Raw genomic sequence first — 24,656 nt, forward strand, 5'->3', positions numbered from 1 at the left:
TCTTGAAAGCGACTGGAAATCAATGCGACAAATTGCCGCATTAAATTGGTTTGACGCACCAGAATGTGCTTCGTATTTGGAATTTATTCGCTGTTGCAATACGGGTATGTTTTGCAGGCAGGTATTATTGTTTATGCCTTTCACATTAAACAATCTGGGGGTGGTTTTCTGTTTATATAAATTTCCTGATTGCCAGTTTCAGGTTTGGCAATAGAATATCTTTCAGGAGCAACTGCTTTTTGAGTGCTGCAATTGAGTTTGCTGGCAATTCAGTAAAGAAAGGACGGTACTAAACGTCCTTTCTTAGTTACAGCCAATAATCGAGCTAAGCCGGAATCATATTTTCTTCTCGAGGCTGGCTTCTCAAACGCCATCCGATCAGTCCCAGGCCTGCCAACAGCATTGCCCATGTTTCCGCTTCCGGTACAGCGCTTACAACGAGATCATATCCACCGCCAGCCGTAGCCCCATCGGTACCGCCGACATACACGGTATACCAGCCAGCTGCCAGATCATTAAATTCAAGCGTTGCAGAATGTGCACTGGTGCTGCCTGTAATACCCGCTTCAAACGTATTGGTCAGGCTGACGTCATGCGCGCCGGATTGAATTGTTTCACCCCACCCGGTGCCGGCGGTATAGTTAACCGCTGGATTGGCGACCGCATAGCCAAGCGTTTCAAGTGCGTTACCACCCTGACCGTCAGCCATCCATAACGTACCGGTATCACCCATCGCACCGGTAACATTGAATGAGTGCGGCGTTCCAAAACCGGCCGTACTGGTCTCGCTCAGAAAACCTGCCGTTCCCCCATCAAATTCTGACGCTCCTGTTGCCCAGACCGAAAGCCCAGGAACAAAATTCGCATCACCGTTCACGGTTACACTGACATCAGCACCATTCAGAAGATTCTGAAAGGTAAACCAGTCGCCTGTGTGTGCCCAGGCAGAATTATTCAGTGCAGGATTGGTCGTGAAACTGTTTTTTGAAGCAGCTTCAGAGGCGATAATAGATGTAGAGCCGCTATCCAGTGAATTTGTTGTTGTCCAAGGTTTTGGTCCAACCGCACCGGCCGCGTCGACACCGGTGCTGAATAATGCGACTACTGCGATCAGTGAAGCCTGGACAGCGAGTGAAGTTGATTGAACATGATTTCTCACTAACAATTTACTCTCCTTGTGGTTGATAATTTTTGAATCAGTCAGTGCCATTTGTCCGTAGAGACAAGACACTGGGCTATGAATGATGCTCTGAATTGTAGAAAAAGCATGTTTGCCATCAAATCTTTCAGCGACTCCCCATCATTCCTGGGAGGCAACCCGGCCATCTCGATACAACTATGAGACCCGTCGGCTTTCCGGACCCGCCTTACAGCGAGGGTGGTATTTCTTTTTACTTAATTATCCTGAAAATAACATTGAAAACAATGTGACAAATTGCCGCACTGGGTTGGCTGTCTTGTTGTAAATGCCTGTAGTCACGATGATTCTGACGATTCTTGATTTTTTCGATAATAGCACTCGGGTTTCGGCGTGCTAAGATGCGCATACGTAAAGTCCTTTCATATTTATCCTGAACCCTGATATGCGTTGTTATTTTCACTGCGTTGTATGGAGCATTTTTTTTGCAGGTTGCGCCTCTGCTTCCATTCTGCCGGAACAAATAGCGGTTATTGTCAACAAGAATGATAAAACAAGCCTGGAAATCGCTGATTATTATCAGCAAAAACGCGCCATCCCCGGTGAAAATATCATACAGGTTGATTTCCCGGTTACGGGTTCAATGGGTAGTCATTTGTTCAATGCTTTAAGAGAAAAAATTTACAGGCAAACGCCTGATCATGTTCAGTTTTATGTGCTTGCATGGTCAAAACCTTTCAGAGTTGCCTGTATGTCAATTACCAGCGCAATGACATTCGGATTTGATCGCAAATACTGTGCACATGGCTGCACTCAGACCGAGTCCAGTGTGTATTTCAACTCGAACTCCCCGCATCCTTTCGACCACTTCAATATACGTCCGACCATGATGCTGGCAGGCAGCAGCATGGTGCAGATAAAGGCAATGATTGATAACGGCGTAAATTCTGATGGTACCTTTCCAAAAGGTACGGCTTATCTTGTGAGTACTACAGATACGGCGAGAAACGTGCGAGCATATGTTTATGAAAAGGTCAAATCCGAATTCTCCAGTCGTATCAAGATCAAGATTGTTAAAGCTGATTCGCTAAGCCAAAAACAGGATGTGCTTTTTTATTTCACCGGTAAAGCCACTGTGGATGGACTGGAAACCAATCACTATTTGCCGGGAGCGGTAGCGGACCATTTGACTTCTTCCGGCGGCGTGTTGTTTGGCGATCAGCAGATGAGCCTGCTGAAATGGCTCGATTCAGGAGTGACGGCCAGCTACGGCACGGTGACAGAACCTTGCGCCTTTCCCCAGAAGTTTCCTCATCCCGGGATTGTTATTGATCGTTATACGCGAGGCGAATCACTGATAGAAGTATATTGGAAAAGCGTAGCCTGGCCGGGACAGGGTTTGTTTGTCGGTGAACCGATGGCGGCTCCTTACTACGACAGACGCAATCGAAACAAATGAAGCTGTATTCAAGTACTCTATCAATATGATATTGCCAGGTACAGCGTTACCGTGGTGTTATGGAGCAGGCACAGTACGTGGGAAAGGGTTGTTCCCTTTTCAAGTACTGTAACACGGCTGCAGGACATTACGGTAACGCCCTGTGGATGAGCTTGTCAGCGTCCATGGACTGCGTTGTGTCTTTTGGTAATAGAACAACTATTTCCTGCAAGACACGCCTTGCCATGAACAGTGACAAGCTCACTGAACCCGGCAATATCATATTGATAGAGTACTAAAAATGCTCGCACAATAGTTGCTCGTACCGGGCAAGAATACTTTCCCAGGTAAAGCAGGTCTGGTGCCGTATACGGTTTTTTTGCCGCAAGATTTGCAATAATTCTTTATTTTCCAGTATAAAATCCAGGGACTGTGCGCACTCATGCGTGTTCGAAAAATAGTAATTGTCTTCTCCGGCCACCCAGCGGTTATAGCGGTTGTCATGTGCGAGTATCGGCATCCCGGCTCCCAGGGCTTCAACCAGAGACGGGTTTGTGCCACCGACCTGATGACCGTGTATATACAGATATGCATAGAATCGAAGCGCCTTCACCATCTGCTGGTCATAAATTGCACCTGGAAATTGAACTTCGCTGCTGGCAGCGGCGAATACTTTGTTCCGGTATTTTGAATTTGCCTTATTGAAATTACCGAGCACAATCAGTTTCATACCCCGAGATCGTTTGGAAAAAGATGTCACTATTTCAAGAATCGAATTTTCTGGTTCAGGGCGGGCAATAACAATTGCATATTGCTGTGGATACAATTTTAATGTTGCCAGCAACTCCTGGCTAGCGCTGTTAACATCCGGCGCGCCATAGGGAATCATCGTTATTTTGTCAGAATGGACACGGGTTGCCAGGTGTTTCTGTATTTCGGGGTGATCGGCTATCAAGTGATCACCAATCCAGCAGCCTGCTCGTTCATTTAGATACAGCCACAACCTGGCTGGAAAAGACCATTTTTTTCGCTGCCATTCAAGACCATCCATATTAATAATATTTTTCAAACCCAATATCTTGTAGATAAGCCCAAAAATAGCAGTGTTGTAACCCAGTGTCAGTATTCCGTCCTGATAGCGCGCCGCGTGCAGCGTAGTTTTCCAATCGAAGGAAATGGTGCCAAACGCACCTTTGTAGTTAATTGGAAAATGAACCAGTTTTATATCCTGCCATTGATCCTCGTATACTGCCCCGTCTCCTTTCTCCTGGCAATAAACCGTTACAGACCAGCCCTTCCGGGTTAGGTACAGTGCCAAATGTTCTGCAAATGTTTCAAAACCGCCATGTTGTGCCGGTATTCCTCGTGTTCCAAGGATTCTTATGGATTTCCTGGTTTTCATAATGCCAAGTGGTGGTCAGTTGGTCTGGTTTTTACACACAATTAAGAGCTTTTAAAAGCGATAGCATAGTTATTTTATATAACAAACGGAGCGTAATATTTTCATTTACCCAAATTGAACGCTGTTTTATAACCCTGCCCTGAGTATTTCAGCAAAAGAAAACTGAATCACTGGACCGAAACCTTTTTTGATTAAAGAAATCTACAAAATTGTCGTGAAAACCATTCACAAACACTTATAAAGTTCAGATTAATCATTTTGATTATATGACATAACTCAGCGGCAGTTAAAACGGCTGAGGAAGTGAAATAGCTTTTAAAGGCAAACCAGTCGAAAGATTGGGGCGCAAAGTGAACGATCTAAAGGTAAAAATAACCAAAGATGGCTGCACTGCAAAGATATTTACACATGTCACAGTTTCACTGGCCAGGTTAAGAATTGATCATTGAAATTGCCTTTGATTTCATGCATAAGGCAATACTTGTTAATCTTTATCAATTCATAACTGATATGTAAAGAAACATCTTCCAGTCTTCCATCTACAGAGGAGGACTCAGCATGGCCATTAATTACAAACCGCCCGCCAAATGTCTGTTTTCATTTGGCTCCAGAAAATCAATGTACATAAAAAATAGCCTGTGCAGAAATTTTTGCATAAATGGATCAATGATAATTGCATTGTGTACAATATTCTTCGTCAGCAGTCACGCTTTTTCAAATATTATCGACGATATCAAAGCTGATATGCTGTTAAATGAGGCTGAATTGCTAGATGCACCAGCAAATGCAGGTTGGGCAAAAAGAGCCAATATTACAATGGGAGGTGCGCCCAGAGGTGATGCGACACCTTCCTGGTGGCAACCTAATGACAAATATTACAAATCCTCAGCATACTGGCATGCCATAACACCATGGTTTATTATTTATCCTGGAACAATGCATAATGCGAGCAATGTGCGCGTTAAAATATCCGAGATAAAGCTGTATATTCTAAAACGCAGTTCCAATACTTGGGAGCTTGTCAATACTGATGATACCGACCCTACCTGGCAGTTTCATCAATCGTATATTTCATCGAAAACTGCTAGCCAGAAGGTAAACAAAAGAATTGAACCTGACGGTAAAATATCCTTTAAACTCAATAAGGGATTAAATCCAATTCACGGTGGCATACACAAATATGAAATTTACGGACCGGATGTCAAAGCCGTCTACGCGCAATTAACGACAGAGTTGGTTCTTGATGATCCGGACAAGCCCGACGATCGTGTTGAAGCGCAATTACTGGTTAGTATCGGTGCCGACTATTATCCGGACATGAATTTGCGGGTTAGAGATTTTACCGCGCCACACTATTGGATTCCCGCCGTTGCAGCATCAAGGTTCGGTCTCGTAAAAAGAGATCCCAGGGTTCATCATGTAGCAACAATCAGCCCTCCTGGTCCCATTAAAAACAACGGTTCAGTATTGTCAGATTCATTCAAGATTATTCCTGTCACCGAATTTGAAGCCAATCCGCCTTTGATAGAGTCGGAGCTGGATCTGGACACATTGTAATATTTCAAACGCCATTTATAAAAATCGCGTTCAACCGGTCGTAATCATGTTTGAACGCGATTATTCATCTATCAATATGAAAGCAGCAAACGCATTAGACGGATGAATATAGATTAGTCGGCGTATTTCCGAATTGATTCTTTTAAGAAAAATATTTCTTAAAAGAATCAACAAAATGATCTATCTGGTCAATATGTAAAGCATTAATGCCTGCAGCGCTTTTTCGACCACCGCCTGATTCGAATTTTCGAGCCAGTTGATCAGCAGGCTTTGTTTTCCTGTTAAGAGGTGTGCGTATATTAACAGAGCAAATGGAATCGGTATTTACAGTGATTACAGCATGCGCGCGGTCAGGATATTGACCGACCAGATCATTGATAAAAACTCCATTGATCCGGCGGGCCCATTTTTCGTTGCGAAACAATATCACTGCCGAATCTGCTGACTGGTGTAGCAATGGGCTGGCTTTGGCTTTTGCAATGTCTTCTTTATAACCGGTGTCTAACGTTTCGAAAATTTCAGTGTCTTCATGTAAAAAATCAAATGGGGAGACATACTGCTGCAAGTATTGATACAACCTGGCCGGATGATAGAACAGATCCGACAGACTGTTGCCATAGCTGTTGTAGTTGATATACATACCGAGTCGCTGAAGCGACACCAGCGAATCCTGACCGAAACCGGATGCCTGCCCAAGCTTCATGCCCGCTGCATTCATGTTGTCACCAAACGCGGCAACCAGTGCCCATCCTCGAAACAGGCCGCCAATATGCTGATCAATAATCAGTCCTGTACAGATATCCGCTGATTGATCGTTGATAACAGTACTCAACCTGGGGTGGTGCACAAGGGGGCCACAGTAATGATGATCAAAGTATTCAATGGATACCTCCTGATTTAACAACCGCTTCACATCTGCCCGGTTTCTGTCAAAGGAAATATCCAGCACGCTGATATGATCTCCCGGTGTTCCATCAATATGTTTGAGCAGTTCGATATCCCGTTTTACACCGGTAACCAGTTGTGATTTTTGTGGATTGGCTTTGCGCAGTTGTATCAATGCACAAATACCGTCGGCATCGCCGTTAAAGACATCGATATAATTCATTTCTGATTTGTGCAGACACACATTTTTACAATTTTCTCAGTATCATTTCAACAGCAACCTGCGGCGGCAATAAAGACGTCTGAATATGAACTTCCGGTGATTCAGGCGGTTCATAGGGACTGTCAATTCCGGTAAAATTTTTTAACACACCACTACGTGCCTTGGCATACAAGCCTTTTACGTCACGGCGTTCGCACTCTTCAAGCGTGGTATCAATAAATACCTCGATAAACTCCTCCACTGCAAACAGATCCCTTGCCATACGCCGTTCACTGCGAAACGGAGAAATAAAGCTGACCAGCACAATCAACCCTGCATCAACCATGAGCCTGGCAACTTCAGAGACACGGCGGATGTTCTCGACACGATCGGCCTCGGTAAAACCCAGGTCGCGGCATAGACCATGCCGGACATTATCGCCGTCAAGCAGGTATGTGTGTTTGTTTTCCTGATGCAGATGTTTTTCCAGTAAATTGGCGATAGTCGATTTACCTGAGCCGGACAAACCGGTTAGCCAGATACACTTTGGCGTTTGTCGCTTCTGGGCAGACCGTGCAGCTTTATCAATTGTTAACTCCTGCCACTGCAGATTTGCAGCACGGCGTAAAGCAAAATCGATTGTTCCGGTAGCAACTTGTTCACCTGTCAGCCGATCACTTAACAAAAAAATTAGTTTATTGCTGTTATCCTGATGTTCTAGTTTTAGTGCCTCTTCTGTATATAAATTGACGCGGCCAGTTTCGTTAATATTTAATGATCGGGCTGCCAGACGTGCTCCAGTAGCTACATCAATTCGGTATTTGATCGATGTTATTGTGGCAGCAGTTTCTTTACTGGTCATATTGATTCGATATTGACGGCCTGGCACAAGTGGGTGCCTGCCGCTCCAGACGAGCTCGGCTTCAAATTGATTGGCTGTATCCGAATTGTATGTGACTTTCATATCAACCAGCGTACGACAGGACTGGCAATATTCACACTGTTCCCGCCAATAAAAGGCCTGTCGACCACATGCTGTGCAGACATAAACACCACCAATTGAGTCGTTGATTTTCAAAATGCAATTTTAGCCGGATTCAGATTTTTCGCTTCAATACCTGCAGCAGGTATCGTCCATATCCATTGCCAGCCAGTCGCATTGCCAGTGTTTCAAGCTGCGTTGCGTCTATCCAGCCATGTTTATACGCAATTTCTTCAGGGCACGCGATTTTAAGTCCTTGTCGGTGTTCAATAGTGGCGACAAAATGACTTGCCTCCAGTAGTGATTCATGTGTTCCAGTATCTAGCCAGGCATAGCCACGCCCCATCATTTCAACATGCAATTCTGTCTGTTCCAAGTATATCCGGTTAACATCGGTAATTTCCAGTTCGCCGCGACGGGATGGGCGGATATTTTTGGCAAAATCAATGACCTGATGATCATAAAAATACAAACCGGTTACCGCATAATTCGATTTTGGATTCTTCGGTTTCTCTTCCAGGTTGATTGCCCGGCCTTCCATATCAAATTCAACAACACCGTACCGCTCCGGGTCGTGCACATGATACGCAAATATGCTTGCGCCAGACGGGCGATTCATGGCGTTGAGAAGTAAATGATGCAAGTCGTGTCCGTAGAAAATATTATCACCCAGCACTAATGCCGAATAGTCATTACCGATATACGGCTCACCGATTAAAAAAGCTTCAGCCAAACCGCCCGGTTTTGGCTGGATTGCATAATTGATGTTTAGCCCCCACTGGTGCCCGTCACCCAGTAATCGCTCGTAATGCGATATGTCCATTGGAGTTGATATCACCAGCAAGTCGCGGATACCCGCAAGCATCAGGGTGCTGAGCGGGTAATACACCATAGGTTTGTCAAAAACCGGTAACAATTGCTTCGAGGTTACCTGGGTTACTGGATAGAGTCGTGTGCCCGAACCGCCCGCCAGTACAATTCCTTTTCGCCGTCGCTGACACGGTAGCGACTCGTTCGGCTGCACTTGAGGTTGCGCATGTGTCGATTGTTTCATTTCAACCACTTTATTTGCTGTATAAATCTGTTTCTAATTTGATATGACAATAACCAGCTATTAAATGTAACAATAAAAATTAGGGATGGGTTGCGACATATTGTCGCATTGAAATACCCGCTGTAAGCAAAGATAATAATACACTTACAAAGATCATCAGGTCATAATACTGCTTGCCATTTGATAAATGGTAGTAATCAAGCACATTATTTCCGTGGTGGTAAGCTCGATGAATGTTGTTATAACGAACAGTTGTTAGTGCGATTAAGGTGTAACAAGCAGTATATCAACTACCTGTAAAATAGGAATATACAGAAAATATGCAAAGATTATGCAATACAATCTTTCAAAAGCAGATGAAAATTTCAGCTGGTGCTGCACCACTATGGTGTACCGTTTATTTTAACCGGTTGCATTTGGGTCAGGGCCAGAATTAATTTGTGTGTGTACCATGATAAACAGATTATTAATATGAATAAAAGATATTTTCATGACCTCAAAGTGTTCATGGTCTATACGCAATTACTTGGCTGCATCTTGTTTTTATCGGCGTGCGACAGCCAGCCAGCCAGTGATGAACCCGGCCAGGCCTTGGTTCGTGTAGATGGTGAAGAAATAACTGTCATTCAGCTGAATGATGAATTGAACCGAGCCAAGGTCCAGCCTGACCAGATAGATCAAGCAAAGCAACAGTTACTTGAATCAATGATTGATCGCCAGCTAATGGTAGCTGAAGCCAAGCGCAATCAACTAGATCGTGCGCCGAATGTTATGCGTGCTATCGAACGCGCCAAAATGCAAATTATCGCCCAATCCTACATGCAAACGACTTTGAATCATGTAGACGAACCAACAGACGCTGAAATCAGCCAGTATCACAACGAACATCCAGAACTCTTTGAAAACCGTAACAAATATCATCTGACATTTTTACGTTATCCGGTTAACAATCTGAATGACGAACTGAATTCAGCCATTAATTCAGCACAATCAATCAGCGAGGCCACTCAATTACTGGATAAAAATCAGATTTCATATTTACGGGATAAAATGACGCGTACCACGATGGATATGCCACCTCAAATGATTGCCCGGCTTCGGGAAACCAAGCAAGGAGAGATGTTTCTTGTCAGTGAAAACACAACCAATCTGTTGGTATTTGTTGATAATGTAGAGAATAGCCCGGTATCAATCGAGGATGCAAGATCACAAATTTTTCTGTATTTACTGAATCAGAAACGTCGCGAAGCAGCACAGGCTGCCATTACGCAATTGCGCGCAGATGCTGAGATCGATTACCTGCATGCACGGCAAGATACAAGCAGTGAAACCGAAGCTGAAGCCAATACGACAGTCCAGTCCCTGTCCCCCCTGTTGGACTCTGAAGAAGACGACAAACTTCTGGATGATACATTGTTACAAAATGAATCAATTGAACGCGGCATTAGTGGCCTGAAGTGATCTTCTGAATGAAACTGCAACTGAGTCGATAGCGGAAATGGTAAAAGTATTTTATTGGAGTCTGGCTTTGCTGCTGTATGGACTGTTGACCGGTCTTAGTCATGCTGATCCAAAAAATATTAATACGAGCCAGTTCAGTTCGGGAGATGTTTTAAAAATCATTGTGTATGGTAATCCTGATCTAACACTTGAAACCAAAGTGAACGAGTCAGGAAATATAACATTTCCTCTAATAGGGGAAATAACCATCGGGGGCCTGTCACCGAGTGCCGCCGAAAAAATGATTGCCGACCTGCTTGAGCATCAAGGTTTTCTGAAAAAACCACAGGTTACAATTCTGACCACAACCCTGTATAACCAGCAGATTTCAGTACTCGGTCATGTCCGTAACCAGGGGCGTTATACCATAGAAGGCCAGAGAAGTTTGACGGATGTGCTCGCCATGGCAGGTGGAATCAGCCCGGATGGCGGGAATACAGTAACATTAATTCGTGCTGAAAATGGACAATTCGTCAAAAAGGAAATAAACCTGCTTTCCATCTTTCAGTCGGGCAATATGAACTTGAATCCAATCATCCACGGTGGTGATCTTATCTATGTCGCTATTGCCCCGCGCTTTTATATTTATGGTGAGGTGCAGCGCCCGGGTTTCTACCGGCTGGAGCCCAACACGACTGTTGTTCAGGCGCTGTCAACCGGTGGCGGACTTAATCAACGAGGTACAGAACGCGGTGTTAGGATTCAACGTCGCGATGCTGACGGTATACTGCAAGTAATCAAGGTAAAACCGGATGATTTGGTGCAGCCTGATGATGTTGTTTATATTCAGGAAAGTTTGTTTTAGATGACAGTTTGTGTACGTGAGTATCAATCTGTGGACCTTGTCGAGTATCACACATGAATTTTTTGCAGCTAATCCGTATTCTGCAAGCACGTCATAAAATCGTGCTGTTTGTATTGCTAGTCACTGTACTTACAACATTTTGTATCAGTATACTCCTTCCAAAATCATACAAGGCCACCACGACCGTTATGCTTACGAGTAAAGGTGTCGACCCTGTAACAGGCCATACTATACCCATTCAATTGATGCATGGTTTTATGGCTACGCAACTGGATATTATCACCAGCAGCAGAACCGCATTGATGGTAGTGGACCGGCTCAAGCTGGACCAGCATACAGCCATCAGACAGCGATTCGAAGAAGCGGATGGAGAAGGGAGTATTCGTCACTGGCTGGCCTCCATGCTGGTAAAGAATTTACATGTTGAGCCATCTCGTGAAAGCAACGTCATCAGTATCAGCTTTAAAGGTTCTGATCGAGAATTTGTCGCCGCCGTAGCAAATGCTTTTGCACGTGCATATCAGGAGATAAACATTCGTTTGTCTGTAGAACCCTCGCAGCAGGCATCGGTGTATTTATCAAATCAATTACATGTCTTGCGCGAAAAACTGCAACTGGCGCAAAAAAAAGTATCTCGATTTCAGCAGGAGGAAGGGATAGTTGATGTAGATAACCGCCTTGATGTCGAAACGCGCCGGTTAAACGAGCTTTCCAGTAAATTAACCTTGGCGCAAAGTGATGTCATGGGTTCCGGCGGGGAGCGAAGCGATTCAAATACAGATGGAGGACACAGTCTTGTTAACAACACTTTGATAAACGGGCTTAAGGTCAATCTCGTTCAGGCAGAAGCAAAATTGGCAGATACCCAACAAAGGCTGGGTAAGAACCATCCCGAGTATGAGGGAGTCAAGGCGCAGGTCGCAAAAATACGGGCCGAACTGGCTAAACATACAAAAATCACAACGCAGAAAGCCATCAGCCGGGAAGCGGAAATACGGGATGCGCTTGATAGTCAGAAAACCAAGGTGCTGGCATTGCAGCAGGCCCGAAATGAACTCAAGTTGCTAATAAGGGAAGCCGAGGGCGCACAACATGCTTATGACAGTGCATTGCAACATTTGAATAGAACAAGTCTGGAGGGTCGCTCTGATCTTTCAAGTGTTTCCATTCTTGACCCTGCGACTGTTCCGACCAGTCATGATAGCCCAAACCTGCAACTCAATTTAATAGTATCGGTCTTTCTTGGCAGTCTGCTCGGCGTTGTCTTCGGTTTATTAGCGGAGATGGCTGACCGGCGAATCCGGTCAACGGAAGATCTGATCGATGTTCTGCAGGCCCCCATACTGGGTCATATCGATCTGCGTTCTGAGACAACCGGACGTTTTCACTGGACTTTCTTGAAACCTACCCACAAAGTAACGGAATATTAATGCGATATGAATCCGTCTATATTACCTGCAGTCGAATTTGTTAAACCGCAAGATGCTTCTTCTTCCCTGACCAGCTCTACCCCACGTCAAATACGGCGTATCGGCCAGATTCTTCTGGAAATGGGCAAGTTAACTTTAGACGATATTGGAAATATACTGCAACTGCAAAAAAAGAAACAGGTCCAGTTCGGGGTTGCTGCCAGGCAGCTGGAATTGATTTCAGATAATGACATTCAGCATGCATTAGCTTGCCAACTTGACGACTCGCGCCTGCGTACAAAACATCAAAGCATTGCGGTAAACCTGCCCATACTAAATCAACCAGACAGCACTCTGGCGGAATCGATTCGCTCAGTACGAACCCAGTTGATTTTGCGAGGATTTCCATCCAGCCAGAATGCATTAGCCATAGTCGGGATTCGAAAAAACGCTGGAACAAGTCATTTTGTTGCAAGTCTTGCGGCCATGTATTCCCAATTAGGCAAACGGACGTTGCTTATTGACGCAAATTTCAAAAATCCTGTTCAGCATCAGCTATTTGGCCTGACTGACAATCGGGGTTTAGCTGATCTGCTGACCGACCACGCTAATGCAGCTGATGTACTGGTAACCCTGGATTCATTACCGAACCTAACGCTGTTGCCATCCGGAACTTCGCAAATGAATTCATCGGAATTACTTGGTTTGGCCCAGTTTAAAGCTATCCACGAGATGCTGACTAGCCAATTTGATGTCGTGCTATACGATACGCCCGATATTCAGGAAACCATTGATGCCCTGATGATTAGTCATTATTGTGATTTTGCTTTACTGCTGGTACACAAGCACCGATCCCGCCTGGCCGATGTAAGCGCCGTTAATAAACAAATGGCAGACAACGGTATCACGATCATAGGGTCAATTCTTATTGACTGTTAACAAAAAACATATTCGATCATCATGATTTTATCCGTCACAGACCGGCATATCCGGAATACAGGGTTTTTCTTCTGGCTGCCCATCCTGATTGGTTTGATTGTATTGTATTTGCCTACTTTTTATGATCTAGCCAACGGATTGTGGACAGAAGACGAGCAAATGCATGGTCCAATCATATTAGTACTTTCCATATGGCTCATTTATCGAAAATGGCCCCAAATGATAAGGCGCAGCGAATACAGCCCCCCTGCCGCAAGCGGCTGGCTTTTATTGATCGTGGCTTTGGGGTTATATGCCATCGGGCGTTCACAGCAAATCCTTGTATTTGAAATCGGGTCGTTTATTTTGGCCCTGACAGCAGTTCTATTAATTTCACGTGGTACTGCAGCCCTTAAAGTGCTGTGGTTTCCGCTATTCTTTATGCTGTTTATGATTCCGCTGCCTGGCCCGGTTGTCAGCATGTTGACGATGCCAATGAAAATGGCTGTATCCTATGTTGCGGAGCATGTTTTGTTTTGGGCAGAATATCCAATCGCCCGAAATGGCGTCATACTTCAAATCGGTCAATACCAGTTGCTCGTAGCTGATGCATGTGCTGGCCTGCAGACACTTCTGACACTGGAAGCGCTGGGATTGTTTTATTTAAATCTGGTCCAACATTCTTCAGCATTGCGTAATGTTACGTTGGTCATTCTGATTATTCCTATTTCATTTGTGGCAAATGTTATTCGCGTTATCGCACTTACATTGATTACATATCATTACGGGGATGCTGCCGGCCAGGGATTTCTGCATGGATTCGCTGGCATGGTGTTGTTTATCAGCGCACTTATTCTGATATTGAGCGTAGATTCATTTTTGCACTTTTTAACAAAACGGCGATGGACGAATTCAGCCGTAACTACTGCATGAATAAAATGAAACATTCGCTAATTCTTATGAAAAACCCGATATTGACTAGCCTGGTTCTATGTTTGCTGATGATATCCACTGCTGCTTTGACAATGGTGATAACACCCACTGTCAAAATTGCAGACCTGAGAGGTACAATTGATCTGGAAGCGTTGATTCCAGTATCTTTCAATGACTGGAAAATTGATACATCCATCATCCCATTACAGGTCGACCCCAAAACTCAGGCGCAGCTGGATAAGCTGTACAATCAAACACTGGCAAGAACGTATATCAATTCTCAAGGCATGCGTGTCATGCTGGCCGTCGCATATGGCGGCGATCAAAGTGATCAATTGTCGCTACACAAACCGGAAGTCTGCTATTTGGCACAGGGCTTCGAAATTAAACAAAATATTGCCGGAGAAATAAACACACAGTACGGCAATTTGCCAGGCAGGCGTTTGCTGGCAATACGCGGCAATCGTAGCGAACCAATTACTTATTGGGTAACTATCGGTGATAAAGCAGTTTTGTCCGGTATAAACCAAAAATTACAGCAAGTCCGCTATGGTTTGTCCGGAAATGTCCCAGACGGTATGCTGGTGCGCGTATCGACACTTGGTACAAATATTGAACAGGCCTACCAAATACAGGAAATTTTTTTACAGGACATGCTGGTATCCTTGGATGCTGGCATGCGCAGCAGGCTAACTGGTTTCGCTGATCTGTAACTGAAATATACAATTAGGGATTCCAGCCCAAAATGAATCACCTCTTTCCTGTAGCCAACCGCGCGAATCCAACATTTATCATATTAATACTCAGTATTCCGTTTGCGCTGTTTTTCGGGTTGATGGCTGTCACTGCAAATCCCCTGCTAATTAGTTTTGCAGTAGCACTGATACTCGGTTTTGCATTATTGGCCAAACCTGACTGGATCATCTGGATAATACTGACGCTTGGGTTATTGACAATCGGCATACTACCACTCTTCATTCATGAAGGTTTTGCTGCCAGAAGTGCGTGGGGCGTTTCAATACTTGGTTTTTTCCTGATGTGTGTCGGGTTTTTCAAGATACTTTCAACTCCGAGTATTCAGAAGGAAACACCCGCATTTATCTGGATCGCGTTACTGTTTTTTATTTATGCCATTACTGTTTCACTGACAAACTGGCATTCGTCTGGCGAGTTTTTTGGTGGCGTTAAACGTTACTTTCAGATGTGGGGATTCATCTTTGCGTTGTGCTGGCTGTCTCTGGACGAACAAAAAATCCAGCGCTGGCGTGTTTATATGCTCTGCATCACTGCCATGCAACTGCCGCTGGCAATTTATCAGTTAATAACCTGGGTACCCTTTCGAGAGAGCATAAAAAGTGCTTATCCAAATATGGTGCCGATTGATGTTGTTGCTGGCACATTCGGTTCAAGTATTACCGGAGGTGGAGCAAGTGCCGAAATGGCAACTTTTCTGATTATTATCCTGGGTTTTGTATTAGCACGGCGAATGGAAAAAATTCTGCCAAACAAATATTTTATCTTACTGTTGTTTATCAGCATGGCCCCCTTGTTCCTGGGTGAAACGAAGGCGGTATTGTTTATGCTTCCACTCATGTTCATGGTGCTTTACCGGCATAAAATAATGAGCCAGTTTCGTTACTGGCTGCTGAGTTTCACGATGATCATGTTGATAACAATCGCGGCTGGATATACATATTTGAGCGTGATGCCCGAGAAAAACCGAGAAGCACTCATTTCTGACACGATTGAATATAATTTTCTGGACAAAGGTTATGGGGGTTATTATCTGAACCGTACAACTGCTATTACTTTCTGGGCACAGAAACAGCAAGTCGGTAATCCGATAGCATTTATTTTTGGAAACGGCCTGGGTGCATCCCACAGTGCCACACAGGGACATATAGCTGTACATTACCCTGGATATGGCATAGACCTGACTGCTGTTCCGACCCTGCTCTGGGATCTGGGGTTAGCTGGTTTCCTTTTATTCTTGGCAATACTGATATCAGCCTGGCGTTGCGCCAGTCGATTAATAAGGGAGTCATCCTCCGCAATTGTCCGCGCAGATGCGAAGGCCATACAGGCAGCGCTAACACTCTTTGCCTTTTATCTGTTTTACCGGATCGGTATTCTGGAATTATTGAGTTTTCAGATTGTATTTACCCTTCTGTTAGGTTACCTGGCCTGGTTGTATCGACAGCATCTACAAACCGCGAGCGATAACGTTTAACATGATTCAGAAATGTACACTGCATCTGAACTGAAATACAGCGCGTTGCATTTCCTGGCAGGTAAAGCAGTATCGGCATTTCTTACTTTCGCCACTTTATTGCTGCTGGTTAGAATACTTACCACGAAAGAATATGGGATGTATGTTCTGCTCGTAGCCGGCATGGAAATGGCGCTGGCGATCTTTTCATTTGGCCTGCCCTGGTTATTGGCACGTTATTTGCCTGAATTCCGGTTGAATGCCCGTCGCACACAAATCACTCGATTTATATGGCAAATTGTAGCGCTGCTTGGATTATTTCTCATTTTAGGCAGTTTGTTCACCTGCTTTGCTGTTCCGTATTTCCTTCCCCTTGAATTGGTTCAATATGCAGAAGTAACTAAATTGTTTTTGGTTGTATTGATTCTCGAAGGCTTGAGCAGGCGTATTCGGGAAAATATCCTGGCTCCTTTGATGCAACAAAAAATAGCACAAATCAGCCTGGTAGTACGCAATATCAGCTTTCTGCTCATAATTGGTTTTTTTGCGTTTCAAAATAATATCGATTTACTCCATGTGGTCTATGCCGAAATTGTTTCATCTATATTAAGCTTATGGCTAGTTGCATACGGACTGGTCTGGCATTTAAAGCGCTATCGCGAGAAGATTGACCCGAACGATTGGAACATTCCCGAATGGCGAAAAATGTGGTCCCTTGCTTGTAATATGTATTTTAATAATCTAATAACATTACTATACAGCCCGCAAATCTTCATCTTTTTGTCTCAGCGCTACCTGGGTATCGAGGCGACCGCATTGTTCGGATTTTTATGTAAAATATATGCTCAGATTGCAAATTATTTACCAGCAACATTGTTATTCAACTTGATCCAGCCAAAACTGGTCGCAAGCTACATTAGCTCTGGAGACATCAGGGAATTAACGCATAATGCGAACCTGGCAGGTAAATTGAGTTTGTTTATTTTAATGCCGGCCATCGTTTTTATCTGGTTGAGTGGCGATGAGTTCCTCAATTTGCTAAGTGATGGCAAGTTTCTGTTATCAGGTAATTATTTTTTAGGTTTAATGCTGGCCATGATTCCACTTAGTCAGCACCGTATCTTGACAACCGTTCTGGTAGCCATTGATAAATACAGAATTGTTGTATGGGGCGGTTTTTTCGGTGCATTATCATTGCCAATGGCCTATTTATTTCTGGAAATGGATAAAGGATTATGGGGACCGATCATTGCGATTATTGCCGGTCAGGCATTCTATAATCTTACTATTATTTTTTATCTGGTGCACAACACGGCATACCGTCCGGATACGGCCGGTTTCTTCAGGCTAATACTATCTTCATTCTGTGTATTGATTATTGTGCAATTTACCTTTGAATGGCTACACAGTGAAATCAGTATGTTGTTAATGATGGTTGCTGTAATTGTATGTTTCTTGTTGTCGGCTTATTTAATCAAACCTTTTAAAGCTGAAGAAAGGAAAAGACTAAATACTTTTATGAATAAAAAAATATTTATCTGGTAAAGACCTGACAAAATAGCGTGACATCACACAAACAGGAATCTGGATTTACAGTTGTCGCTCCGATCACCAATCAACTATTCGTTTTTAATGAACGAATCTGGCTGAGGTGTTGGATACATCAATTATCGATTACGGAATTATTTCGAAAACTGACTTGCTTACAGTGAAAGTTAATTTTATTGGTATTGGTGCACAGAAATGCGCCTCAACATGGATACATCGCGTGTTATCCGATCATCCTGAGGTAACAATTTATTCGGGGAAACAAATAGATTTTTTTTCCTTTTTTTACGATCGCGGTTACCAATGGTACGAAAAACAGCTGCAAGAAAGTGGTAAAGTCGCGATTGGTGAGTTTTCGACTTCATACTTCACGGACAGTGATTCGCCTGAACGTGTATTCAGTTACAATCCTGGCATGCGCATCATTCTCTCCCTGCGCGACCCGATTGATCGAGCTTATTCAAATCACCTGCATGAGGTTCGTCTACAGCATATAACCGGACGTAACCTCACTTTTGAAACCGGGCTAAAAAATAATCCGATGTATTTGTTGCAATCGCGTTACTCTTTGCATTTGAAACGCTGGCTGGAGATTTTTCCTGCCAGCCAGCTACTGGTGTTATTTCAGGAAGAGATACGCGATACGCCTCTTGAGCAGTCACGCAAACTTTATCGATTCCTCGGACTAGATGACTCTCATCATTCAAAATTCTTAAAAGAGAAGATCAATAAAAGCCAGATTTCCAGGCATCAAGGTTTTGAGCGCTTTGCCAGATATACAGGGCAGTTAGGGCGTGCTTTAGGTGCTGGCAGCATCATAGAAAGTGTAAAGAAAAACAAATGGTTACGCAGACTTCGTCAGTATAATGAAGTCGATCTGCGCGATATTATTCCTGCAATACAGCCATCTACACGAGAATATTTGCAATCATTACTGGCTGATGACATGTTCGAATTGTCACGGCAACTGAATCGCACTGATATTCCCTGGCCGACCTGGCGTTCATTAAATGACGATTTGAAGAAAAAACTTGAATGATGCGCGTAACAGTCTTGATGTATCACATGATAGATACGCCGGTAACACCCGAGGAGCGACGTTTTTGCCGTTCTCCAGAAAATTTTCGAAATGATATGCAGATTATTCATGAAGCGGGATACCGTGTCATATCAATGAAGACGTTGCTAGAAGCTATAAAAAATAAAGACCAACACTTAAGCAAAGCAGTCGTTATCACATTCGATGATGGCCTTGCTTGTAACTATGAAAATGCCTTGCCTGTATTGGAAGAATTTGGATATACGGCTTCGGTATTTGTCGTGACAAGTTATATTGGTGGATACAATGACTTTAGCAGAAACTACGGTTTTTCCCGAAGACGCATGCTAACTGTCAACCAAATAAAAGCCTTGAAAAAAGCCGGTGTGGATATTGGCAGTCATACTGTCCATCACCTTGCTTTGGGCAAGACAGCAACACAAGTCACCATAGATGAAATACTGAAGAGTAAATGTATGCTGGAAGATATACTTGCTTGCGAAGTACCACACTTTGCATATCCATTCGGGAGCTGGAATCCTGCTGTACGTGAAATTGTCATGAATGCGAATTATACTGGCGCGTGTTCGACAATGCCCTGGCCAAACAGACTGGATACCGATCCTTTTCTTTTGCGTCGATCCGAGATAAAAGGACAAGATAATTCCGCGCAATTTCGTCTGAAGTTGCGCTTTGCAACCAACACGATGCCGCCTGTTGCTGAAGCACGCCAACTAGCGCGTGGTTTTCTGGAAAAAATGAAGGTTATTCCACCTAAAAGATTCTATTAAAGTATCTTTGACGTATCGTGGTAGTTATTCGTCCGAGTCCATCAGGATGTAATTTGCCGTAATCTGATGAATCATTCTTCGTTTTCTTCTTCAATAAATTTCTGTAGCTGCCGTAGGCGTGCCTCGACACTTGATAACTGATAAAAATCTCCATTATCATGCTTTAGTGCAATTCTGAGTTGCTCGATGGCTGCATCATGGTAGCCTTGCAAGAAATAGACTTCTGCCAGTGCACGATGTTTCAACATTAACTTGTCCTGTTGTGCGTATGCACGAGCTTGTAATCGGTATAATGGAATATCGCTGGGATTAAACTGCAATTCACGATTAATCAGTTCTAGCGCGGCATCGGTCTGACTGTTTTGCAGCAGTGTATTAGCATATCCCTGAATAAGCGCCTTATGTTGCGGATAAATTTTCAACGCGGTGCGATATATTCGAAATGCGTCTTCTATCTGCCCATTCGCCAGTTTTACTTCTGCGGCCAGTGTCTCGACCATAGCGCCGGCTTGCAATCCTTTTTGCTCTACTTGAATCGCTTTTCCAAGCCTGTGGTCTTTAAGGACCATATCCGGTTTATTATCAGTTTGTATGAGCGTATAAAGCCGTGCCAACTGCGAATCAGCCTCCTGATATTGTTTATCACGCAATAATGCATAAATATAACCATACCGTTCAACTGCTTCATTAATATACCGCTTATCTTCAAGACGGGCTTTAAATTGACTGACTGCATCAGTAGATTTTCCGTGCAAGGCGCGCAGCTTCGCACGCACCAGTAGAAAATCCGAACTATCAGGAACCTGGCGGTATCCAAGTTCATGCGTACGGTTTTGAATATCAGCTATACGTTCGTATGTTAATGGATGTGTACGCATATAGGAAGGCGCACCATTTTCATAAAAACGTCCAGCTTTTTGCAATCGCTCAAAAAAAGCTGACATGCCTTGTGGATCGAACCCTGCATCCAGCAGTATGTTCAGGCCGACGCGATCTGCTTCTTTCTCATGCTTTCGTGTAAAGTTAAGCTGTGACTGTATGGCGCCAGCCTGAGATGCTGCGATGATTGCTTGACCTGCTTGTGGATTTGAACGTGACGCCAGAATGGCGACGGCAAGCGCTGCTATTGATGTAATCATGTTATATTTCTGACCGGCAATCATACGCGCAAGATGCTTTTGTGTGACATGAGCAATTTCATGGGCCATAACACCTGCAAGCTCAGACTCACTTTGAGCAGCAATAATCAGACCACTGTTAAAACCCATAAAACCACCTGGTAATGCAAACGCGTTTATGGTGGAATCCTGTAATGCAAAAAATTCAAAGGACTGACCTGGTCGTATTTCGTTTGAGCTTGCGATCAATTTGTGTCCAAGGTTATTAAGATAAGCTGAAATCTCAGGATCGTCCAGATAACTGGGGTCAGCTCGAATTTGCCGCATAATCTGCAATCCGATCTGTCGTTCTTCACGTGGCGTAATTGTTGCCTGCGAAACATCGCCCAGATCTGGTAGTTCATGTGCTACTGTCTGTATTGGAGGCAACAGCAGCAATATGATAATGAGAAAGCAAATTTTCATGTCGGTATGATAACTGTTTCTATTTTAAGTTCAATGACTTTACGTCTATTTTGAATAATGTTTTGGAAACGGCTATATCTCTCTAAAAGCCTGATGCAATATTGTGGTTTGACATGCGTCGATTAATTCTGCGATCATCAATTGAAAGAAGAGTGTTATTTCATTACGGGCACATTACTCAGCACTTGCCAAAACATTCACATTGTAAATTTTATGAAAAATTAATTGAAATCATGCAATACAGAAATCTGGGCAATACCGAAACACAAGTCAGTGTTATTTGCTTGGGAACGATGACCTGGGGTCAGCAAAATACCCGGAAAGAAGCTTTTGAACAGATGGACTATGCGCTGACAGAAGGCGTCAATTTTTTTGACACCGCTGAACTGTATTCAATACCGCCAAAAGCTGAAACATATGGCCATACAGAAACCATCATCGGTGAATGGTTCAATGCGCGCGGCCAACGCGATAAAATTGTCCTGGCAACAAAGATAGCTGGCCCCGGTTCTGATTGGATACCGTATATTCGAAGCGGACGAACCACATACAATCGGAAAAATATTCAATCCGCGCTGGACGCCAGTCTGAAACGTCTGCAGACGGATTATATAGATCTGTATCAATTACACTGGCCGGAGCGTAAAACCAATTTTTTCGGTCAACTTGGTTTTGTGCCAGAAGACGATAATCAATACACATCGTTTGTTGAAACACTGCAAGTAATGGATGAAGCAGTGCGTACCGGAAAAATCCGTTATATCGGCTTATCAAACGAAACACCCTGGGGGGTGATGAAGTTTCTTGAGCTAGCACGGCAGCATAACTTACCGCGTATTGTCAGTGTTCAGAACCCTTACAATTTACTGAATCGCAGTTATGAAATAGGTATGGCCGAAGTATCCTGGCGTGAAAAAGTTGGATTATTGTCTTATTCCCCACTGGGGTTCGGCGCTTTATCTGGTAAGTACTTGAACAATCGAAGACCATCAGGATCAAGACTCGATTTATTTCCGAACTATACGCGATACAGCAGTCAAAACGCTATACGTGCAATTGAAAGTTACGTCTCAATTGCAAAAAAATATCGATTGGATCCCGCGCAAATGTCCCTTGCGTATGTAAACAGCCGGCTTTTTCTTACCAGTACGATTATCGGCGCTACGACCATGGAACAGCTAAAATCGAACATCAATAGCGTCCACATGAATTTATCGAAAGATGTGCTCGAAGAAATTGAAGAAGTTCATCAGTCTCATCCCAATCCCAGTCCTTGAGGATATTCAAAAGCTTCAAACAAAATAAAAAGCAACTGCGTTAAGGCAAACCGCTTAATCAAATGCAGTATTTTAAGACTTACTATTTGTTTACCGGTGGAACGAACAAAGCGGGGATCGGTTTTGTTAAGAATTTTCTTTTTTTATGTTTTGACGTCAAGTTACGCTCGTCCGAATCGGAATGTAATTTCGTTTTATCTGGATTTGAATTATACGGTTGTGTAAACAGCGGATCATCGTTTACAGAGATTTTTGAAGCATTATGATGCGATACCTGTTCGCCATTGAAATATATTACTTCAGCACGATTTTCGACTGAGTCACGTACATTACTTTTTTCAGTAGGACTGTGTTTTGTTTTATTATCGCGCTTACCAGATAATGTTGATTTTTCTTTAACTTTAGTGCCTTTACCGGGTTTCTCTTCAAGCTCCGGTAATTTTTCAATCTTTATTCTTTTTTGTAATAACTTTTCGATACCTGCCAATAATTTTTTTTCCTCTGGGCTAACAAATGATATGGCATAGCCTTTCGCGCCTGCCCTGCCAGTACGACCTACTCTGTGAATATAGTCTTCGGGATTATTGGGTAATTCGAAATTAACAACGCATAACAATTCTTCAATATCCAATCCTCTTGCTGCCACATCGGTAGCGACCAAAACCTGTATAGTACCCTGTTTGAAATCATTATAGGCTTGTGTCCGTTGCAGTTGATTTTTATTACCATGAATAACCGCCGCAGAAACACCCTCTTTATCCAAAAATCTTTTTAAACGATCCGCTCCGGTTTTGGTGCGATTAAATATCAAAACCTGGCTTAGCTTTTTTTCATTTATCAAGTGCATCAACAACTTTGGCTTTGAAACAGTTTGCGTTGAATAAACAACATGTGTTATCAAATCATTGATTGAATTTCTTTTGGCTACTTCAATTAGTACCGGATTATTTAATATTTGGTTAGCAAGACTCTTTATCTCATTAGAAAATGTAGCTGAAAACATAAGGTTCTGACGTTTCGGTGGCAAGTAATCCACTATTTTTTTTATATCAGGCAAAAAACCCATATCAAGCATTCGATCAGCTTCATCCAATATTAAAATTTCAACTTTTGAAAGCACCAAATTTTTTTGCTGGATATGATCCAGTAAGCGACCGGGTGTTGCAACGAGTAGCTCTATGCCGTTTCTAATAATATTGATTTGTGAATCAATATTTACGCCGCCATAGACGAGCGCAGATCTCAAACCTGTATATTTGCTATAGTTCTGAATACTCTCAAAAACCTGTATGGCCAGTTCCCTGGTTGGCGCCAGAACTAGAGCGCGCAGTGAGTGCCTGGCAGGTGATGCACTGCTGTTTGCATAAACTTCAAGTCGTTGCAGCATTGGTAATGTAAAGCCAGCGGTTTTACCTGTACCGGTTTGCGCACCGCCCATCACATCCTTGCCTTCTAGAATTGTCGGTATCGCTTTTTCCTGTATGGGTGTTGGGGATTTATAACCTTCCTCAGAAACAGCCCGCAGAATGTTGGCTGACAAACCAAGCTCTTCAAATAGCATTTATTAAACTCCTAAACATTTGCCTTTTATTACTACTCTTATATTTTCATAATATAAGTGGTTTTGTTTTCCTGTGAAAAAATAATGACTTGATACATATATTGTCAATCATAGATTTCATTAAAAATGGGAATACAGCTTAACTGAGTCGTTAATCTCTGGACTCGATCGGGACGTGAAAATGGATAGATATGGCAGTGTGAAAATACTAAATTCTGGTTACGATTTTTAAAAAGTCAATTTTGACTTTAAAAAAAAGATAACCCGCATAGATAATCACTATGCGGGTTATGGCGTTTTAATTAATCAATTGATTCCAACGTGCAAACATATTAATAATCGTCGTCGTCCTCGTCATCATCATCGTAGTCGTCATCGTCATCTTCGTCCCATTCATCCCAGCCGTCTTCCTTCAGCACAAGCTT

General features: G+C 43.3%; 20 protein-coding genes and 2 riboswitches. Of the genes, 13 read left to right on the forward strand and 7 right to left on the reverse strand.

What is annotated here, in order from left to right:
- Nucleotides 1–325: 325 nt before the first annotated feature.
- The gene (locus BMY62_RS12620) at nt 326–1,159 is read right to left on the reverse strand and encodes a PEP-CTERM sorting domain-containing protein (protein ID WP_256207608.1); all 834 of its coding nucleotides are present in this window, start codon (nt 1,157–1,159) and stop codon (nt 326–328) included.
- 150 nt (nt 1,160–1,309) lie between these two features.
- A riboswitch (cyclic di-GMP riboswitch) is annotated at nt 1,310–1,393 on the reverse strand.
- 190 nt (nt 1,394–1,583) lie between these two features.
- On the opposite strand from BMY62_RS12620, the gene BMY62_RS12625 reads away from it, so the two are divergent.
- Nucleotides 1,584–2,597 (forward strand): TIGR03790 family protein, encoded by a 1,014-nt coding sequence (locus BMY62_RS12625; protein ID WP_090660573.1) that lies wholly within the window; start codon nt 1,584–1,586, stop codon nt 2,595–2,597.
- Between the two features lie 274 nt (nt 2,598–2,871).
- Here BMY62_RS12625 and BMY62_RS12635 read toward each other — a convergent pair whose 3' ends face one another.
- Nucleotides 2,872–3,978, reverse strand: coding sequence for a DUF1972 domain-containing protein (locus BMY62_RS12635; protein ID WP_090660579.1), 1,107 nt, complete (start codon nt 3,976–3,978; stop codon nt 2,872–2,874).
- 310 nt (nt 3,979–4,288) lie between these two features.
- Nucleotides 4,289–4,376, forward strand: a riboswitch (cyclic di-GMP riboswitch).
- 280 nt (nt 4,377–4,656) lie between these two features.
- Here BMY62_RS12635 and BMY62_RS12640 point away from each other — a divergent pair.
- Nucleotides 4,657–5,535 carry a hypothetical protein gene (locus BMY62_RS12640; protein WP_177170387.1) on the forward strand — a complete coding sequence of 293 codons (879 nt, stop codon included), beginning with the start codon at nt 4,657–4,659 and terminating at the stop codon, nt 5,533–5,535.
- 142 nt (nt 5,536–5,677) lie between these two features.
- On the opposite strand, the gene BMY62_RS12645 is transcribed toward BMY62_RS12640, so the two are convergent.
- From BMY62_RS12645 to rfbA, 3 genes are all read right to left on the reverse strand, one after another.
- Nucleotides 5,678–6,643 carry a DHH family phosphoesterase gene (locus BMY62_RS12645; RefSeq protein ID WP_090660585.1) on the reverse strand — a complete coding sequence of 322 codons (966 nt, stop codon included), beginning with the start codon at nt 6,641–6,643 and terminating at the stop codon, nt 5,678–5,680.
- Between the two features lie 25 nt (nt 6,644–6,668).
- A complete protein-coding gene (cysC, locus tag BMY62_RS12650; protein ID WP_090660617.1) occupies nt 6,669–7,586 on the reverse strand; it encodes an adenylyl-sulfate kinase in 918 nt (305 codons plus the stop codon).
- A gap of 133 nt (nt 7,587–7,719) precedes the next feature.
- Complete coding sequence (rfbA, locus tag BMY62_RS12655; RefSeq protein ID WP_090660620.1) at nt 7,720–8,658, reverse strand: glucose-1-phosphate thymidylyltransferase RfbA; 939 nt, start codon at nt 8,656–8,658, stop codon at nt 7,720–7,722.
- A gap of 471 nt (nt 8,659–9,129) precedes the next feature.
- Here rfbA and BMY62_RS12660 point away from each other — a divergent pair, with 471 nt between their 5' ends.
- The 10 genes from BMY62_RS12660 (at nt 9,130) to BMY62_RS12705 (ending at nt 19,810) form a co-directional block, all read left to right on the forward strand.
- Nucleotides 9,130–10,119: an EpsD family peptidyl-prolyl cis-trans isomerase gene (locus BMY62_RS12660; RefSeq protein ID WP_143058816.1), complete on the forward strand. Its 990-nt coding sequence runs from the start codon at nt 9,130–9,132 to the stop codon at nt 10,117–10,119.
- Nucleotides 10,120–10,156: 37 nt separating this feature from the next.
- Complete coding sequence (gene epsE, locus BMY62_RS12665) at nt 10,157–10,963, forward strand: polysaccharide export protein EpsE (RefSeq protein WP_090660589.1); 807 nt, start codon at nt 10,157–10,159, stop codon at nt 10,961–10,963.
- A 53-nt stretch (nt 10,964–11,016) separates the two neighbouring features.
- Nucleotides 11,017–12,393 (forward strand): chain length determinant protein EpsF, encoded by a 1,377-nt coding sequence (gene epsF, locus BMY62_RS12670; protein WP_090660592.1) that lies wholly within the window; start codon nt 11,017–11,019, stop codon nt 12,391–12,393.
- A gap of 6 nt (nt 12,394–12,399) precedes the next feature.
- Nucleotides 12,400–13,311 carry a CpsD/CapB family tyrosine-protein kinase gene (locus tag BMY62_RS12675; RefSeq protein WP_090660595.1) on the forward strand — a complete coding sequence of 304 codons (912 nt, stop codon included), beginning with the start codon at nt 12,400–12,402 and terminating at the stop codon, nt 13,309–13,311.
- 21 nt (nt 13,312–13,332) lie between these two features.
- Nucleotides 13,333–14,223 carry an exosortase B gene (gene xrtB, locus BMY62_RS12680; protein ID WP_090660597.1) on the forward strand — a complete coding sequence of 297 codons (891 nt, stop codon included), beginning with the start codon at nt 13,333–13,335 and terminating at the stop codon, nt 14,221–14,223.
- Between the two features lie 5 nt (nt 14,224–14,228).
- Nucleotides 14,229–14,936: an exosortase-associated protein EpsI, B-type gene (gene epsI / locus BMY62_RS12685; RefSeq protein WP_256207606.1), complete on the forward strand. Its 708-nt coding sequence runs from the start codon at nt 14,229–14,231 to the stop codon at nt 14,934–14,936.
- A 32-nt stretch (nt 14,937–14,968) separates the two neighbouring features.
- Entirely contained in the window at nt 14,969–16,453 is a 1,485-nt protein-coding gene (locus tag BMY62_RS12690; protein WP_090660600.1) for a hypothetical protein, read from the forward strand.
- A gap of 12 nt (nt 16,454–16,465) precedes the next feature.
- On the forward strand, nt 16,466–17,977 hold the full coding sequence (locus BMY62_RS12695) for a lipopolysaccharide biosynthesis protein (protein WP_090634184.1): 1,512 nt from the start codon (nt 16,466–16,468) through the stop codon (nt 17,975–17,977).
- 106 nt (nt 17,978–18,083) lie between these two features.
- A complete protein-coding gene (locus BMY62_RS12700; protein ID WP_256207607.1) occupies nt 18,084–19,019 on the forward strand; it encodes a sulfotransferase family protein in 936 nt (311 codons plus the stop codon).
- Nucleotides 19,016–19,810 (forward strand): polysaccharide deacetylase family protein, encoded by a 795-nt coding sequence (locus BMY62_RS12705; RefSeq protein ID WP_090634186.1) that lies wholly within the window; start codon nt 19,016–19,018, stop codon nt 19,808–19,810. Before BMY62_RS12700 ends, BMY62_RS12705 begins: the two co-directional genes overlap by 4 nt.
- A 71-nt stretch (nt 19,811–19,881) precedes the next feature.
- Here the strand turns inward: BMY62_RS12705 and BMY62_RS12710 are convergent, their stop codons facing one another.
- On the reverse strand, nt 19,882–21,393 hold the full coding sequence (locus BMY62_RS12710; RefSeq protein WP_090660603.1) for a M48 family metalloprotease: 1,512 nt from the start codon (nt 21,391–21,393) through the stop codon (nt 19,882–19,884).
- Nucleotides 21,394–21,626: 233 nt separating this feature from the next.
- Between BMY62_RS12710 and BMY62_RS12715 the strand changes: the two genes are divergently transcribed.
- Nucleotides 21,627–22,670 (forward strand): NADP(H)-dependent aldo-keto reductase, encoded by a 1,044-nt coding sequence (locus BMY62_RS12715; RefSeq protein WP_090660624.1) that lies wholly within the window; start codon nt 21,627–21,629, stop codon nt 22,668–22,670.
- An 82-nt stretch (nt 22,671–22,752) separates the two neighbouring features.
- Here the strand turns inward: BMY62_RS12715 and BMY62_RS12720 are convergent, their stop codons facing one another.
- On the reverse strand, nt 22,753–24,231 hold the full coding sequence (locus tag BMY62_RS12720; protein WP_090660606.1) for a DEAD/DEAH box helicase: 1,479 nt from the start codon (nt 24,229–24,231) through the stop codon (nt 22,753–22,755).
- Between the last annotated feature and the right edge of the window lie 425 nt (nt 24,232–24,656).

The organism is Nitrosomonas marina (assembly GCF_900111605.1).
GTDB classification, from domain to species: domain Bacteria; phylum Pseudomonadota; class Gammaproteobacteria; order Burkholderiales; family Nitrosomonadaceae; genus Nitrosomonas; species Nitrosomonas marina_A.